The sequence below is a fragment of the Longimycelium tulufanense genome (assembly GCF_014645795.1).
GTDB lineage: Bacteria > Actinomycetota > Actinomycetes > Mycobacteriales > Pseudonocardiaceae > Longimycelium > Longimycelium tulufanense.
Window position 1 is genome coordinate 130,103 of the sequence record NZ_BMMK01000010.1, and the last position, 15,825, is coordinate 145,927.

General features: G+C 70.6%; 15 protein-coding genes. 4 read left to right on the top strand and 11 right to left on the bottom strand.

The annotated features are described in order from the left end of the window. Positions 1 to 15 precede the first annotated feature (15 nt). The 3 genes from IEY55_RS12805 to trpD are packed head-to-tail and all read left to right on the top strand — an operon-like array spanning position 16 to position 2,129. Positions 16 to 588: a hypothetical protein gene (locus tag IEY55_RS12805; RefSeq protein WP_373290006.1), complete on the top strand. Its 573-nt coding sequence runs from the start codon at positions 16 to 18 to the stop codon at positions 586 to 588. 57 nt (positions 589 to 645) lie between these two features. Continuing rightward, a complete protein-coding gene (locus IEY55_RS12810; RefSeq protein WP_189057527.1) occupies positions 646 to 1,053 on the top strand; it encodes a hypothetical protein in 408 nt (135 codons plus the stop codon). An 8-nt stretch (positions 1,054 to 1,061) separates the two neighbouring features. Continuing rightward, the gene (trpD, locus tag IEY55_RS12815) at positions 1,062 to 2,129 is read left to right on the top strand and encodes an anthranilate phosphoribosyltransferase (protein ID WP_189057364.1); all 1,068 of its coding nucleotides are present in this window, start codon (positions 1,062 to 1,064) and stop codon (positions 2,127 to 2,129) included. Here trpD and IEY55_RS12820 read toward each other — a convergent pair. From IEY55_RS12820 to ctaC, 3 genes are all read right to left on the bottom strand, one after another. Beyond that, the gene (locus IEY55_RS12820) at positions 2,126 to 2,701 is read right to left on the bottom strand and encodes a Uma2 family endonuclease (RefSeq protein WP_189057366.1); all 576 of its coding nucleotides are present in this window, start codon (positions 2,699 to 2,701) and stop codon (positions 2,126 to 2,128) included. The two genes, trpD and IEY55_RS12820, sit on opposite strands and share 4 nt — an antisense overlap. A gap of 272 nt (positions 2,702 to 2,973) precedes the next feature. After that, a complete protein-coding gene (locus IEY55_RS12825) occupies positions 2,974 to 3,372 on the bottom strand; it encodes a cytochrome c oxidase subunit 4 (protein WP_189057368.1) in 399 nt (132 codons plus the stop codon). 42 nt (positions 3,373 to 3,414) lie between these two features. Then, a complete protein-coding gene (ctaC, locus tag IEY55_RS12830) occupies positions 3,415 to 4,341 on the bottom strand; it encodes an aa3-type cytochrome oxidase subunit II (protein WP_189057369.1) in 927 nt (308 codons plus the stop codon). 342 nt (positions 4,342 to 4,683) lie between these two features. Between ctaC and asnB the strand changes: the two genes are divergently transcribed. Further along, positions 4,684 to 6,600 carry an asparagine synthase (glutamine-hydrolyzing) gene (asnB, locus tag IEY55_RS12835; protein ID WP_189057371.1) on the top strand — a complete coding sequence of 639 codons (1,917 nt, stop codon included), beginning with the start codon at positions 4,684 to 4,686 and terminating at the stop codon, positions 6,598 to 6,600. Positions 6,601 to 6,731: 131 nt separating this feature from the next. Here asnB and IEY55_RS12840 read toward each other — a convergent pair whose 3' ends face one another. The 8 genes from IEY55_RS12840 to IEY55_RS12875 form a co-directional block, all read right to left on the bottom strand. Next, positions 6,732 to 7,931 (bottom strand): MFS transporter, encoded by a 1,200-nt coding sequence (locus IEY55_RS12840; protein WP_189057373.1) that lies wholly within the window; start codon positions 7,929 to 7,931, stop codon positions 6,732 to 6,734. 106 nt (positions 7,932 to 8,037) lie between these two features. Beyond that, positions 8,038 to 8,739, bottom strand: coding sequence for a histidine phosphatase family protein (locus tag IEY55_RS12845; protein WP_189057375.1), 702 nt, complete (start codon positions 8,737 to 8,739; stop codon positions 8,038 to 8,040). Next, the gene (locus tag IEY55_RS12850) at positions 8,736 to 9,989 is read right to left on the bottom strand and encodes an adenosylhomocysteinase (RefSeq protein WP_189057377.1); all 1,254 of its coding nucleotides are present in this window, start codon (positions 9,987 to 9,989) and stop codon (positions 8,736 to 8,738) included. The genes IEY55_RS12845 and IEY55_RS12850 overlap by 4 nt, the downstream gene beginning before the upstream one ends. Further along, positions 9,986 to 11,275 (bottom strand): adenosylhomocysteinase, encoded by a 1,290-nt coding sequence (locus IEY55_RS12855; protein ID WP_189057378.1) that lies wholly within the window; start codon positions 11,273 to 11,275, stop codon positions 9,986 to 9,988. Before IEY55_RS12855 ends, IEY55_RS12850 begins: the two co-directional genes overlap by 4 nt. Next, the gene (locus IEY55_RS12860; protein ID WP_189057380.1) at positions 11,272 to 12,078 is read right to left on the bottom strand and encodes an S-methyl-5'-thioadenosine phosphorylase; all 807 of its coding nucleotides are present in this window, start codon (positions 12,076 to 12,078) and stop codon (positions 11,272 to 11,274) included. The genes IEY55_RS12855 and IEY55_RS12860 overlap by 4 nt, the downstream gene beginning before the upstream one ends. Continuing rightward, entirely contained in the window at positions 12,075 to 13,535 is a 1,461-nt protein-coding gene (locus IEY55_RS12865) for a phosphohexomutase domain-containing protein (protein ID WP_189057382.1), read from the bottom strand. The genes IEY55_RS12860 and IEY55_RS12865 overlap by 4 nt, the downstream gene beginning before the upstream one ends. Positions 13,536 to 13,539: 4 nt before the next feature. After that, positions 13,540 to 14,793: an adenosylhomocysteinase gene (locus tag IEY55_RS12870; protein ID WP_189057384.1), complete on the bottom strand. Its 1,254-nt coding sequence runs from the start codon at positions 14,791 to 14,793 to the stop codon at positions 13,540 to 13,542. Continuing rightward, positions 14,790 to 15,821 carry a carbohydrate kinase family protein gene (locus tag IEY55_RS12875; protein ID WP_189057386.1) on the bottom strand — a complete coding sequence of 344 codons (1,032 nt, stop codon included), beginning with the start codon at positions 15,819 to 15,821 and terminating at the stop codon, positions 14,790 to 14,792. The genes IEY55_RS12870 and IEY55_RS12875 overlap by 4 nt, the downstream gene beginning before the upstream one ends. Between the last annotated feature and the right edge of the window lie 4 nt (positions 15,822 to 15,825).

The window sequence follows — 15,825 nt, forward strand, 5'->3', positions numbered from 1 at the left end:
GGACCACTGGGCCGGTTGCGGGAACGATTCCGTCGCCGCCGCGCGACGGGGCTCGACCCGGATGATCCGAGCCTGGTGGTGATCGCGGTGGCCGCCGATCCGGCCGAGGCCGACTCGACCGTGTTGGCCCGCGCGACGGGGTGGCGCCCGGCGACGCCGGCCGTGCTGCGCCACCATCTCGCGCTGCCGCCGGAGTCGGTGGAGAGGGCACGGGAACTGCTGGCGACGGACGGGTGGCGGCTGCAGGAGTTCCCGCGAGGTGACGGGCGAAGCGAGCATCGCAGCTCGGCGACAAGGTGCGCAGCGGAGCCCGGAGCCGAGCAATCCAACACGAGTGGTGACGGGCGAAGCGAGCATCGCAACGCAGCGATGGGGTGCGCAGCGGAGCCCGGAGCCGAACAGTCCACTACCGCGTCCGGTGGTGGGCTGGATGTCCCGGGTGGGCCCGGGACCGTGCGGTTGGTCGCGACGCGGGTCCAGATGCTGGACGCGCTGCACTGTGCCCAGGAGCGGTCCCGGATGGCCGGGCTGGCGCAGCGGCTGGGTGGCGAGGCGCTCGGCTGGGACGCGCTGCAGACGCCGGGCTGATCCCTCGATAGCATCGGGCGGCCGGTGCCCGAGCGGGCCACGATGTGGGAGGACGGCATGAACGCGCAGCCCATGACGATCCTGGTGTTCAGCCACCGGCCGGAGGTGCGGGAGGCGATCATCACCGCGGTCGGCCGCCGTCCCGCCCCCGACCTGGGCCGGGTCCGTTACGTGGAGGCCGGCACGATCGCCGAGGTGTTGTCGCTGGCCGACGCCGGTGTCGACCTGGCGATCCTGGACGGGGAGGCGCAGCCCACCGGCGGCCTCGGCCTGTCCCGGCAGCTGAAGAATGAGCTGGCGCAGTGCCCGCCGATCGTGGTGGCCGTGCGGCGCCGGGACGACCGCTGGCTGGCGACCTGGTCGCAGGCGGACGCCGTGATCGTGCACCCGCTCGACCCGCTGGCCGCCGCCGAGACCGTGGCCGAGGTGCTGCGGTCGCACCGGCTGCCGGCCGCCCAGGGATAGGAGCCGACATGGCCGAGCGCACGGCTACCGCGCGGACCTGGCCGAACCTGCTGTCCCGGCTGGTCGGCGGCGCCAACCTGACGGCCGAGGACACCGCGTGGGCGATGGACCAGGTGATGTCCGGCGACGCGAGCCCGGCGCAGGTGGCCGGGTTCGTGGTGGCGTTGCGGGCCAAGGGTGAGACCGCGGCGGAGATCGCCGGGCTGGCGCGGGCCATGCTGGCGCACGCGCGGCGGGTCGAGCTGGACGTGCGCGCGGTGGACGTGGTGGGGACCGGCGGTGACCGCAGCGGCACCGTCAACATCTCCACGATGGCCGCGATCATCACCGCCGCGGCCGGCGTACCCGTGGTCAAGCACGGGAACCGGGCCGCGTCGTCGAAGTGCGGCACGGCGGACGTACTGGAGGCGCTGGGGGTGGCGATCGAGCTGCCGCCGGCGGCGGTGCGTCGCTGCGTCGACGAGCTGGGGGTGGGGTTCTGCTTCGCCCCGGTCTTCCACCCGGCGATGCGGCACGCTGCCGCGCCCCGGCGGGAGCTGGGCATTCCCACGGCGTTCAACGTGCTGGGGCCGCTGACCAACCCGGCGGGGACCACGGCCGGTCTCATCGGGTGCGCCGATCCGCGGCTGGCCCCGGTGATGGCGGAGGTGTTCGCCGGGCGTGGGGCCAGCGTGCTGCTGGCGCGCGGGGACGACGGCCTGGACGAGATCACAACGACCACCACCACGACGGCGTGGGTGGTGCACGACCGGCAGGTCCGGCAGGAGACCGTGGATCCGATCGCGCTGGGGATCGAGCTGGCGCGGCCGCAGGACCTGGCCGGTGGTGACGCCGCGGTGAATGCCGAGGTCGTGCGGGAGCTGGTTGCGGGCAAGCCGGGTCCGGTGCGGGACGCGGTGGTGCTCAACGCGGCCGGTGCCCTGGCGGCCTACGAGGGTTTCTCCACGGATCTGGTGGCGGACCTGCGGGCGGGGTTGGAGCGCGCCGCGCACACGATCGACTCCGGTGCGGCGGCCACCCTGCTGACCCGCTGGGCCGAGCTGTCCACGTCCCTGAAGGCGGAGTACAGCGCCTAGGGGACGATGTCGGCGGGATCGAAGGTGACCGGCACCGGCGCGGCGGTGATCGTGACAGCCTCGCCCGGCTTGGCCGTGATCTCCTCCACGTACTGACCCTCGCCGAGGCGGAACGCGGTGATCCGGGACTCGCCCCACGCACCGAATTCCACGGTCCAGAGGAAAGGAATGCCCGCGGCGGCGAACGCGTCGACCTTGGCCTTGCGTTCCTTCTTCTTGTTCCCGGAGGACCACAGCTCGACCACGAGCTGCATCGCGGCCGGTTCCGTCGTGGTCTCCTCACCCCACTCGTTGATGACCATGATGTCGGGAATCAGGCCGTGACGGTTCTCGGTGGAGATCGACGCCGCGACCCCGAGCAGTACGTGCAGGTCGGGACGCCCGCTCGTCCTGACCGCATCACGAAGGATGATGTACAGCTCCCCCATCGCATACTGGTGGGTCTTGGTCGGAGCCGGGCTCATCATGTAGTGCCCCCAGAGCAGTTCCAGGCGCCGACCGTCCTCCGGCTGGTCGGCGGACAACCATTCGGCGACGGTGTGGGGTCCGAGCTGGTGGGCGGGCGCTGCCATGCGGTCCTCCTCCCGATCCCTCGTGCCACGGGGGCTGGCTCTCGGGGAGAGGCTATCCGGCGACCGCCGGGGCTGACATCCCACTCCGCGGCGACGGGACTCTGTGTCAGCGGCGGTCACGGGTGGTCCTTCCTCGAACATCGGGCAAAAACCACCGGGATCATCGACCACGCGACGGCTGGCCTGGATCACTGGATCGAGTGGCACGAAAGCCGCTGGCCGGCACCCCCGTTCGGGGTGTGCCGGCCAGTCAGCGTTGCGGAGTCCTGGGGTCACTCGTGGTTGGGGCCGACGTGGTACTCGAACACCAGGCCGGCGACCATGATGATGATCAGCGCCGCCGCGATCACCAGCAGCCAGACGTGGAAGAACGCCAGCGCCAGGCCGGCCAGCGCGGCCGAGGCGGCCAGGCCCACCGGCCAGTAGCTGCCCGGGCTGAAGAAGCCCAGCTCACCCGCGCCGTCGCTGACCTCGGCGTCCTCGTTGTCCTCCGGCCGCGGCTCGACCCGTCGGGCGATGAACCGGAAGTAGGTGCCGATGATCAACGACAGGCCACCGGTCAACGTGATCGCGGTGATCCCCACCGGCTCCTTCGCCCACAGCCCGTAGACGATCGCCGACAGGAAGAAGAAGACCGTGATGATTTCGAAGATCCGTGCTTCGACCTTCATGGAGTCCTCGCTCTCGCCGTCCGTTCCCGATACCGCCCGCCGTCAGCGTCCGCGCTCGGACGCCTCGCGGGCGGTGCGATCGGTGTTGAACGGATGGGTGGTGACCGCCTGTGGCGCGCACAGCTCGCCGCAGTTCATCGCGGCCAGCGCCTGGGCCGCCGTGTAGGGGCTGCCGGTCTGCGGGTTGGTCCGCGTCCGGTAGTCCATGTAGGTCGTGAACTTGTCCGGCGACAGCGCGCGGACCTCGAAGTTCATCACCGCGTGGTAGGTGCCGCACAACTCGGCGCAACGCCCGACGAACGAGCCCTCCCGGTCGATCGTGTTCTGGAACACGTTGTCCTGGCTGTTCTTTTCCGGGTTCGGCAGCGTGTCCCGCTTGAAGTGCCACTCCGGCACGAAGAACGAGTGGATGACGTCCTTGGACCTGATCTTGTAGCGCACCACCTGGTTGGCCGGCACGACCAGCAGCGGGATCTCCTGGCTGGTGCCGACGGTGGTCACCGGCTGCTTGTCCGGGGTCTCGTACTCCGGGTAGGAGAACTCCCAGTTCCACTGGAAGGAAACCACGTCGACGGTGAGGGCGGGCTTCTCGTCCTTGGCGTTGACGTAGTTCTGCGTGATCACCGTGAAGTAGAACAACACGACGATGATCACGATCGGGACGACCGTGTAGATGATCTCCAGCGGCACGTTGTACTGCGTCTGCCGCGGCAGCTCGTCCGACTTCTTGCGGTGGAACACCACCGGCCAGAGAATCAACGCCCACACGATGACGCCGACCACGAGGGCGGCGACGACCGACCAGGTCCACAGCTCGCGCATCCGGTCCGCCTGCGGGGTCACGCCCACCGGCCAACCGAAGCGCAGGACCTCGTCCGTGGAGCAGCCCGTCGCCGCTACACCAACCAGGCCGGCGAGGCCCAAGACCTTGGCCAGCCGTGCTGCCCGGGTGCCCACCTTCAGGCCCACTGCTCGACGCCTCCTCGCTGACTGATCCGCGCTCCTCGCGGCGGTCGTCCTGGCTCGATCGCCGTCCGGGGCGACACGGCCGCCCGCGGTCGCGACGCGCTTCGGACGAGCGGTGACGGCACACCGCCGGAGTCGCGGGGAAGCCTAGCCCAGGAGTGGCGGCGCTACCGCCCGGGGGTGATTCACAAGTCGTGCCGTGTACGTCACCCGTTGCGGTGGTGACATCGCTCGGGCGGCACGCCATGCCATGCACCCTCCGCCGCCCCGCGTACCCGGCATACTGGGCGGCCGGGAGTGACCCACCCTCCGCCGACGCCGAGACAGGGAAGGTGCGCGAGACGCGTGTGCGGCCTACTAGGACTGGTTAGCCCCTCGACGAGCGATGCCGCGATGGCTCGGTCCGCGGTGGCCGGGGCGTTGCGTTGCCAACGGCACCGCGGCCCGGACGAGAGCGACACGTGGCACCAGGACGAGGTGGTGTTCGGGTTCAACCGGCTCTCGATCATCGACCTGGAGCGCTCGCACCAGCCGCTGCGCTACGCCGACGGCCGTTACACGATCATCTTCAACGGGGAGATCTACAACTACCTGGAGTTGCGGGCGGAGCTGACCGAGCAGTACGGCGCGGAGTTCGCCACCGACGGTGACACCGAGACGATCGTCGCTGCCTACCACCACTGGGGCCCGTCGGCGGTGGGCCGGCTGCGGGGCATGTTCGCGTTCCTGATCTGGGACGCCCAGGAGCACGTGATCTTCGGCGCGCGCGATCCCTTCGGCATCAAGCCGCTGTTCTATGCGGCCGGACCGGGCGGGGTGGCCTTCTCCAGTGAGAAGAAGAGCCTGCTGGAGCTGTCCGAGGCGTTGGTGCTGTCCCCGGAGCTGGACCGCACCGCGCTGCAGCACTACCTGACGCTGCAGTACGTGCCGGAGCCGGAGACGCTGCACACCGGGATCCGGCGGATCGAGTCGGGTACGTCGTTCACGGTGTCGCCGGGCGGGCAGGTGGTGACCGAGCGGTACTTCGCGCCGACCTTCCGGCCGCGCCCGGTGCACGGTGAGGCCGACGCCTCCCGGCTCTACCACGAGATCGCTGAGGCGTTGCGCGACTCGGTGGCCAAGCACATGCGCGCCGACGTGACCGTGGGTGCCTTCCTCTCCGGTGGCATCGACTCCAGTGCGACGGCGTGCCTGGCCAAGGAGCACAATCCGGACCTGATCACGTTCACCACGGGTTTCGAGCGCCCGGGTTACTCGGAGGTGGACGTGGCCGCGGAGACCGCGGCCGCCCTGGGGGTGAAGCATGTGGTCCGCACGGTGTCGCCCCGGGAGATGATGGAGGCGTTCCCGCTGATCATCTGGTACCTGGACGACCCGGTCGCCGACCCGTCGCTGGTACCGCTGTACTACATCGCCCGCGAGGCCCGCCAGCACGTCAAGGTGGTGCTGTCCGGTGAGGGTGCCGACGAGTTGTTCGGCGGCTACACCATCTACCGGGAGCCGCTGTCGCTGGCGCCGTTCGAGAAGGTGCCGGGCGCGCTACGCACCGTGATGGGCAAGGTCTCCACCCGTATTCCGGAGGGTGTGCGGGGCAAGGATCTGCTGCGCCGGGGTGCGTTGACGCTGGAGGAGCGCTACTACGGCAACGCCCGGATCTTCCTGGACGACCAGTTGCGTCGCGTGCTGCGCACCTACGACCCGCGGGTGGGTCATCAGGACGTCACGGCCCGCCCCTACCGGGAGTCCCGCGGCTGGGACCCGGTGGCCCGGATGCAGCACGTGGACCTGTTCACCTGGCTGCGCGGGGACATCCTGGTCAAGGCCGACAAGATGACGATGGCCAACTCGCTGGAGCTGCGGGTGCCGTTCCTGGACCCCGAGGTGTTCAGGATCGCCGCGCAGGTCCCCTACCAGCTCAAGCTCACCAAGGAGACCACCAAGTACGCGCTGCGCCGTGCCCTGCGCGAGATCATCCCGCCGCACGTGCTCAACCGGAGGAAGTTGGGCTTCCCGGTGCCGATCCGGCACTGGCTCAAGAGCGAGATGTACGACTGGGCACGCGACATCGTCATCCAGTCCCAGACCGACCATCTGATCGACAAGAACGCCGTGCTGCAGGTGCTGGAGGAGCACCGCTCCGGGGTGTCGGACCACAGCCGCCGTATCTGGGCGTTGCTGGCCTTCATGCTCTGGCACGGCATCTTCGTCGAGAAGCGGATCCAGCCGACCATTCCCGAACCCCACTACCCGGTCAAGATCTGACCGACGGGCTCGAACACGAAGTGCCGGTACGCACCGAATTGTCGGGACGTACCGGCACTTTTGTCGGTGCTACGGGCTTTCCTTGCTCCCGGGGAGCGGCAACCGGTGCCGCGGCGACCCGACGGCCGAACTCACCCACCCGCCACGGCTGACCTCGTGGTGGGTCGCACGGCCGTCCGGGACAACACCATCGCCAGCCCGCACAGCAGCACCATGAGGATGGCGAAGCCGTTGAAGGTCACCGCGAGGCTGGTCACCGCGATGACGGAGCCGACACCGAGGCTCGCCAGCGTCGTGCCGAGGTAGCACAGGATGAAGAAGACCGAGATGGCCGCGCCGGTGCTCGCCGGCCCGTGCCGCAACGCGACGGCCTGGGTGGCGCCCTGCATGGCGAGCCCCTGACCGCAGCCGATCACGAGGGTCGCCACCACCATCAGGATCACGCTGGCCCACACGATCGCCCCGAACATCAACAGCGACCCGACGGCCATCCACAGCGCGCCCTTGCGCACCACCGCCATGTCGCTCCCCCGGGCCCGGATGGCGCCCGTGACCGCCGAGGCACCGAAACACAGGGACACGATGATCCCGGTCACGAAGCCGTTCTCCACCCCGATGAGGGAGTGGATCGCCACCGAACCGACCGAGCCGAGCAGGCCACCCGTGGCGAAGGTGCAGAACCCGGCCAGGAACGAGGCGTAGGCCGCGGCACCGAGCAGCAGGGATCGCAGCGTGGTGCGCAGCGGTACCGCGCTCCCGGCCAGCTCCGCACGTGACCGGGTTCCCGCTGGTAGGCGGACGAGCGGCAGGATCGCCGCGGTGAGCACGATCTGGATGATCCAGACCAGGCGCCCGGGTAGCGGCGCGTACTGCAGCAGCAGCCCGCTCCACACCGGACCGACCGCGAGCCCGATCGCGTTGCCCGAGGTGGTGGCCCGGCCGACCAGCTTGCTCATCCGGGACACGTCGAAGTCGGCCAGCACCACCGGCACCACGCCGGTAAACACGCCGAGGACAAGCCCGTGCACGAAGTGCGCCGCCAGCAGGTCGTCACCGCTGTCGGCGACCAGGAACAGCACGTTGCCGAAGATCGACAACACGCAGGAGGCGACCAGCACGTAGCGGTGGCGGGCGATCCACGGCATGACCAGCAGGCCGATCATCACCCCACCGACATAGGTGCCGAACAGCACTCCCACCATCGCGTCGCTGATACCGACCGTCTGCTGGTAGACGGGATAGAGCGGCGCCGGTAACACACCGGGCATGTGCACCAGCCCCAGCCCCAGCGCCAAGACCAGCGCGGTCCGCGACGCGCGATCGTTGCTCAACCGGTCCTCCCTGATGCCCTGCACCTCGACGGTCGGCTCCGAGGCGGCCGACGCAGTGTTGTTGCGGACACCCGCACCCGGTCGACCCCCACGAACTCCCGCGCCCTCACACAACCGGTGATCGTTCGCGGGGGTCTCCGGTGATCTTGTCCGGATCCGCTCGCCACGGCCGCGGCAGGTGCGAGACGTCGCCGATCGACCGCAGCACCGCACGGTCACCCCGCACCTCGATCCGGGTCACCGAGCCCACGGTCACCGGGGTCAGTTCCCGGTAGCGGGACGGCGGCCGGCGCAGGAAGAAAGACATCACCAGCCGGATCACGGCCTTGTGGGTCACGACCGCAATGCCACCGCCACCCGCGGCGGCGTCCCGCACGGCGGCAACCGCCCGAGCCATGACGTCGAGCCCGGTTTCGCCACCGGGCGGTGCGAAGAGCGCCGGATCGGCGGTCCACTGCCGGTGCTCGTCGCTGTGCGCGACGTCGGCGGGCAGCACGTCCTCCCACTCGCCGAAGGACAGCTCGCGTAGCCGGTCGTCGACGGCGGACGGCAGGCCGCGTTGCGCCGCGATGGCCTCGGCGGTCTGCCGTGCCCGCAGTGATGGGCTGGTGACGACCCTGCCGACGCCGTCCAGGGCCGGGCCGTGGCCGAGGTGCTCGGCCATCCGGTGCCCGATCTCGGTCAGGCCGGTGTCGTGCGTCCCGCAGAACCGCCCCGTCACCGAGCAGGGGGTCTGGCCGTGCCGCACCAGGACCAGCTCGCACCACAGCCCGAGCCGGCCCGACGCGGCCTCCCGCGGGTCGCTCACCGCGCACCTCCCACCGGGACCGCGGTGAACGCGTCCAGGTCGGGGGTCTCCGCGGGCAGGGTGATCCCCAGCGCCCGGGCGAAAGCGGCGGCGACGAAGTCGTCGCACTCGGGCGGCAGCGGGTGCAGGCCGGGGACCAGTCCCGCCACCCGGGGCAGCACGAGTTGCAGTGCGAGCACCTGGCTGGCGAACGTCACGTCCATCACCTCACTGGCGTTGCCGCGGCCGGCCGAGAGGTTCGCGATGGAGCCACCCCCGATCAGCTGAAGCTGGCGGCCGTCGGCGAGTACGTGCCATTCGCTTCCGGGGCCCGACGGCCGGCGCCGCACCGTGAGCGCGTCCAGCTCGTCGAGGTCGATCTCCCAGGGGCGATGGCCTCCGTTGGCGAGCACGGCGCCGGAGCGCATCCGGGCGAGGTGCGCACCGCGCAGGACCCGCGGTGCGCCCGTCACGGTGCAGAAGAAGTCGCCCAGCGGGGCGGCCTCGGCCATGGGCACGACGTCGTAACCGTCCAGGGCCGCCAGCAGGGCTCGCGTGGGCCGCACCTCGGTGACGATCACCCGGGCGCCGAGACCGCGGGCACGCTCGGCGAGTCCGGCCCCGACGCGGCCGTAGCCGGCGATGACGAACACCTTGCCGGCCAGCAGCCGACCGCTGACCGCGAGGATCGTCTCCAGCAGCGACTGGGCGGTGCCGTGCGGGTTGTCCACCGCTTCCTTGCCGAACGACTCGTCGCTCTTGATGATCGGGAAACGCAGCGGGGTCCGGGCGGCCAGCCGGTCGAGCGCGGCCAGGCCGTCCGGGGTCTTCTCGGTCGCCAACACCGGACGCGGCGCGTCTTCTGGCCCCTGGTGCAGGGCGGTGATGAGCACGGCTCCCTCGTCGAGGACGAGCGTGGGGCCCTCGGGCCAGGTGGCGAGCACGTCGCGGGCACCCCGGAGCAGGTCGTCCTCGCTCATCCCGCGCCAGCCGTGGACACCGACGCCGCGGTCGCGGATCAGCTCGGCGACGTCGGAGTCGGTGGTGCTCGCGGACGAGGCGCACCAGGCGACCTCCGCGCCCAGCGCGACGAGGGTGAGCACCTGGACGGCGGTCTCCACGGTGACGTGCCCGCACAGGGCGAGCCGATGACCGGACAACGGGGCGTCCGCGGCGAACTTCTCGCGAATCGCGCCGAGCACCGGCATCTGCGCCATGGCGACCTCGAGCCGGGGTTCGGCCCGCCGGGTGCGGTTGATCAGCTCCGTCACGGCCCGCTCCTCTCCCCGAGCGAGCCGGGGTGGCCGCCGGAGGTCAGCACCTCGAGTTGCTCGGGGGTGGGGGCGTCGATGCGCACGGCCATCGCGGCCAGCTTGCGGCGCGCGACGTCCTCGTCCCGCTCGGCGGGAACCTCGTGCACGCCCGGGGCAAGCCGGTCGGCGCCGGCTGCAAGATCGAGCACGGCCAGGGCCTGGTTGGCGAAGGTGATGTCCATGACCTCGCTCGGGTTGCCCTCCGCGGCGTCGAGATTGATCAAGCCGCCGCCGGAGAGCAGGTCGACATGTCGACCGTCGTGCAGGATGTGGCGTTGTACGTGGGGCCGGATCCGCTTGGTTTCCCGAGTTCGTTCCGCCAGGTCGGCGAGGTTGATCTCGGTGACCGAGTGGCCGGTGTTGCACAGCACCGCGCCGCCGGGCAACGCGTCGAGGTGCTCACCGGTGAGGACGTCGGGGTAGCCGGTGGCGGTACAGACGATGTCGGCGCCGACCAGCGCCTCGTGCGGTGGGAGCACCGGGAAACCGGCGAGCCGGGCCCGCACCGCGGTCCGCGCGCTGCGACAGCACACCACAACCCTGGCGCCCATGCCCCGGGCGCGCAGTGCGACCCCGCGCCCCACTTGCCCGAAACCGACGACGACGAACCGCTTGCCGGCCAGCAACACCCCGGTCGCCCGCACAATCCCGTCCACTGTGGACTGTCCGGTGCCGTAGGTGTTGTCGACCTCCCACTTGGTGACCAGGTCGTTGACGTTGACCACCGGGAAGCGCAGCCGGCCCTGCTCGGCCCACTCCCGGACCCGGCGGCAGCCTTCGGTCGTCTTCTCGGTGGCCGCCACGAGCCGGGGCACCGTGCCGGGCGCGGACAACGCCGCCTCGATCAGTCGTGTTCCGTTGTCCACCAACAAGGTCGGACCGTCCTGGAAGGCGCCCAATGTCTCGGTGACGGCCTGCTCGACCTCGGCGGTGGTCATGCCGCGGCGGCCGAACACCTCGACACCCTCCGCGGCCAGTGCCGCCGCCACCTCGTCCTGCGTCGACACCTCGTCCCCGCCCGTCCAGGCGACCTCCGCGCCGGCTGCGACCAGCAGCTCGACCAGGACACCGGTCTCCTTGGTGAGGTGGACGCAACCGGCGACGCGCTGTGCCTGCAGCGGCCGGGTTCCGGCCACCTCGGACCGGATGCCGGCCAGCACCGGCATCTGGTCCCGTGCCACGTCGAGTGCCGCCCGGCCGAGCTCGACCAGCTCGGCCGGTGGCCGCGTCACCCGGAAGCTCACGTCCGGGCCTGCTCGAGCGCGTGCCGGCAGGGGCAGTCGAAGCCGGCCGGTATCGCCTCGACGAGCCGGCGGACCATGTCCAGCACGCGCCCGGCGTCGGCGCTGAACGCGCGCAGGACGCCGTGGTGCGAGACGGCCTCCGCCTCCTCGTCACCGACGACTTCCTTGGCCGCGACGTCGTAGTCGGTGATGTAGGAGAGGTTGCAGTAGCAGAGTTCCAGCTCCCGGGCGAGGACCACCTCGGGGTACTGGGTCATGTTCACCAGATGCCAGCCCTGGGAGTGGAACCAGCGGCTCTCGGCGGTGGTGGAGAACCGCGGGCCCTGGATGACGACCACGGTGCCGGCGGGGTGCACGGTCGCGTCGGCGTTGGCCAGCGCCTTCGCGGCCAGCTCGCGCATCCGACCGCAGTAGGGCTGTGCCGAGCTGATGTGTGCGGCGGCGTTACCGGAGAAGAAGGTGTCCGGGCGTCCCCAGGTGCGGTCGACGAACTGGTCCACCAGTACGAAGTCGCCCTTGCGGTACTCGGGTTGCAGGCTGCCGACGGTGTTGAACGCGATGATCTGCCGGACACCGATTTCCTTGAGTGCCCACAGGTTGGCGCGGTAGGGCACCTCGGACGGTAGGTAGTCGTGGTTGAGCCCGTGCCTGGGCAGGAACGCGACCTTGCGGCCGGACACCTCGGCGATGCTGATCGGCGCGCTCGGCGTGCCGTGCGGCGTATCGACCTGGACCTGCCTCGCATCGTCCAAGAACTTGTAGAACCCGGTGCCGCCAATGATGGCGAGCCCTGCCTCGGTCATGCGGTCCTCCCTCGTCGGTTCGGGTCCAGCTGCCGGTGGGCGGTGTCGACGATCCGGGCGGCCAGCTCGGCCGCGCCCGCTGCGGCGAGCACCTCGCCGTAGACCCGGACCCCGGACTCGGTCGACGACGGCCGGAGCAGCAGCCACTGGTCGTTGTCGAGGCGGAACTTCGGGCCGTCGACGGCGGTGACGTCGGTGACCGCCAGTCCCACGGTGTCGAGTACTCGTGGGCCGATCTCGCGCAACGGCAGGTCGGCGGCTGCGCGCGCGACGCGCGACTCGAACCATTGGTAGTGGCCCCGTCGCCTGCGCAGGTCTGCCACGAGCCCGGCCATCGGACCTCCCGTCTGCTCGAGGAGATCGGCCAGCAACACCACGGCCGCGAACGGGTCGCGGTCCACGCTGTGCTCGGCGAAGGCCAGGTCGCCGACGCTGCCACCGGCCGCGTCCACCCGTTCCTCGACGAGCAACGGGGCGAGGTGCTTGAACCCGATCGGCCGCTCGACGACCGGGAGTCCGTGTTCCTCGGCCGTGCGCCGCGCGAGCACGCCGGTGGACGCCGTGACCGCCAGCCCGCGGCCCCGGCCGGTGCCACGATGTGCCCGGTGGTCCAGTAGCAGGGCCAGCAACTCGTGCGGTCCGACCACCTCGCCGGTCGCATCCAGCACGAACAGCCGATCACCGTCGCCGTCGAGGACCAGGCCCAGGTCCGCTCCGGTGCGCCGGACCTCGTTCGCCGCGCGGTGCCGGGAGGTCGGCAGCGCCGGGTCGGGTCGCTGCCCCTCGAACTCCGGATCCGGTGTGCAGCCCACCCGGTGGACGTCCCAACCCAGCCGGGTGCACAACTCGGCCACGGGGCCACCGGCGATCCCGCCCAGCCCGTCGACGACGACTCGGAGCCGGCTTCCACCAGCCGATGCAGCGGCACAGACGTGGTCGAGATGCTCGGCCAGGATGTCGGTCGCCAGGTCCGCGGCGGGCTCCGGTGCCGGAGACAGATCGACTCCGTCGACAGGTCCGGAATCGCCGCGGTAGCGCGCGTCCGCGTGTTCCTCCACGGCGCTGGGCAACGGTGCGCCCGGAGGGGCCTTGACCTTCAGTCCGTTCCACTCCGGTGGGTTGTGGCTGGCGGTGACCAGCAATGCCAGGTCCACGGCACCGGAACGGACGGCGTGGGTCGCGGTGGGGGTGGGCAGGTGCGGGCACCACCGCACCTGCCTCGCCCCGGCGGCCATGGCCGCGCGCACCACGGCTTCGGCAGCCGCCGCACCGTCCCGGCGACCATCGTGCGTCACCAGCACGGTCGGTGGCCTTCCGGTCGACGCCTGGACGGACGCCAGCACGCTTCCGGCGAGCATGGCGGCAGAACGCGGGGTGAAGCTCGCACCGATCACCCCGCGCCATCCGTCCGCGCCGGCCCGGAGCCGAACCGCGGTGTCCCGGTCACGGCCACCCATCGGCTCAGGTCCCCACGCGCCAGTCGTTGAGGTACTGGTGCTGGCCCTCGCTCAGCTCGTCGATGCGCACCCCGTAGGCGTCGAGCTTGGCCGTGGCCACCTCGTTCTCGATCTCCCGCGGGATCGGGTGCACGCCCGGCTCCATCTTCTTGCCGTTGCTCACCAGGTACTGCACGGCCATGGACTGCGTCGCGAAGGTCATGTCCATGACCTCGGCCGGGTGTGCCTCGGCGGCGGACTGGCCCACCAGCCGGCCCTCGGCCAGCAACACCACCGCGCGGCCGTTCGGCAGCCTGTACTCCACGCAGTTCGGGCGCAGCTCGCGCCGGCCAACCGCCGCCCCGCGGAGCGCCTCCACGGCGATCTCCACGTCGAAGTGGCCGGAGTTGGCGATGACCGCGCCGTCCTTCATCCGCTGCATGTGCTCCAGCGTGACGGCGTCCCGGTTCCCGGTGACCGTCACGAAGAAGTCGCCCAGCTCGGCGGCTTCGGCGATCGGCATCACCTGCAGGCCGTCCAGTACCGCCTCCAGCGCGCGCACCGGGTCGACCTCGGTGACGATGACGCGGGCGCCCATGCCGCGCGCCCGCATGGCGACGCCCCGCCCGCACCAGCCGTAGCCGACCACCACGAAGGTCGAGCCGGCCAGCAGCATGTTGGTGGCGCGCAGGATCCCGTCGATGGTGTTCTGCCCGGTGCCGTACCGGTTGTCGAACAGGTGCTTGGTGGCGGCGTCGTTGGTGGGGAACACCGGGTACCGGAGCACGCCGGCGTTGGACATGTTGCGGATGCGCAGCACACCGGTGGAGGTGACCTCGGTTCCACCGACGATGTCGCCGAGCAGCTCGGTGTAGTCGTTGTGGATGGTGGAGGTGAGGTCGGCACCGTCGTCGATGACGATCGTCGGCTTGACCGCCAACGTTCCCTGAACCTGCTTGTAGAAGGTGTCGCGATCGCAGCCGTAGATGGCGAACACCTCCGCCCCGATGTCCCGCTGGATGGAGGCGGCGACGTCGTCCTTGGTGGACAACGGGTTCGACGCGCACAGCGCCATCTCCGCACCGCCCGCGACGAGCGCCTTGCACATGTTCGCCGTCTCGGTGGTGACGTGCAGGCACCCCGCGATCCGGTGGCCCACGAACGGTTTGGTCTCGGCGAACCGTTCGGTGAGCGCCTGCAGCACCGGCATCCGCCGCCCGGCGAACTCGATCTTCAGAGCCCCCTCGTCGGCTAGCGAGAGGTCCCTCACCATGCTCATGTGTTGTCCTCACTTCGATCGTCAGCGGTACGCGGTCGAGACGGGCCGGACGGGTCCTGGTCGTGCCGGATGCTCCGGGCCTGGGCGGCGACCAGGTCGGCGATCCGTGCCAACCGAGCACGCGCACCCGTCGCGCTGACGGCCAGCGCGCCGGCTACGTTACCGATCGACAGTCGGTTTTCCGGCTCAAGTCTTGCTAATTTCGCAAGCAAATAACTGGCCGCGAAGGCGTCACCAGCACCGACGGGGTCGACCATTGTTGTGGGATGGCCCGGAACGGTGATGGGGTCCGCCCGTCCCAACAGGCGGGAGCCGGCAGCACCGAGCGTCACCACGACCTCGGGGCCATTTCCACCTTGCTCCAAATGGGTTCTTGCCCGGAGGTGCTCGTACTCGTTCCGGTTGAGGAACAGCACGTCGCAGTGCGGTACCACCTCGGTCGCCACGGGGTTCCGCACGTAGACGCCGCCCGGGTTCCAGCAGAGCAGCGGACGTTGCGGTGCTGCGGAAACGGCCTCCACGACGCCGCGCAACGCCTCTAGGCTCGGGTCGAAGAGCACGACCGCGTCGAAACCGGACAGTTCGAGCGCCGTGGTGTCCCGCGCGGTGAGGGTTTCGTTGGCACCACGGCAAAGCAGCATGTAGTGCTCGGCACCGAATATCGGGATGATGACGCGCCCGGTCGGCTCGGTGGGATGGCGTCGCACCGCCGAGGCGTCGATTCCGCGTTCGGTGAGGTCGCTGAGTATCAGGTCGCCGTCGGCGTCGCGGCCCACCGCACCGAGGAGGTGGACCGCAATGCCCAGCGCGGCCAGTGCGGAGGCGCAGTTACCGGCATGCCCACCCACCGCGGTACTGACCTCATGCACGACAACCGCGCCCTCGTCGCCCGGCGGAGACTCGGCCTGCAACAGCAGGTCGACGTTGAGGGAGCCGACCACGAGCACGCGCGCCGCGGCTGCGGTGTCCCGCAGTGCCTGTGCCCACTCCGGTTCGGCCACGTTCGGGCCGCTGGTCCCCGCCGTCACCACG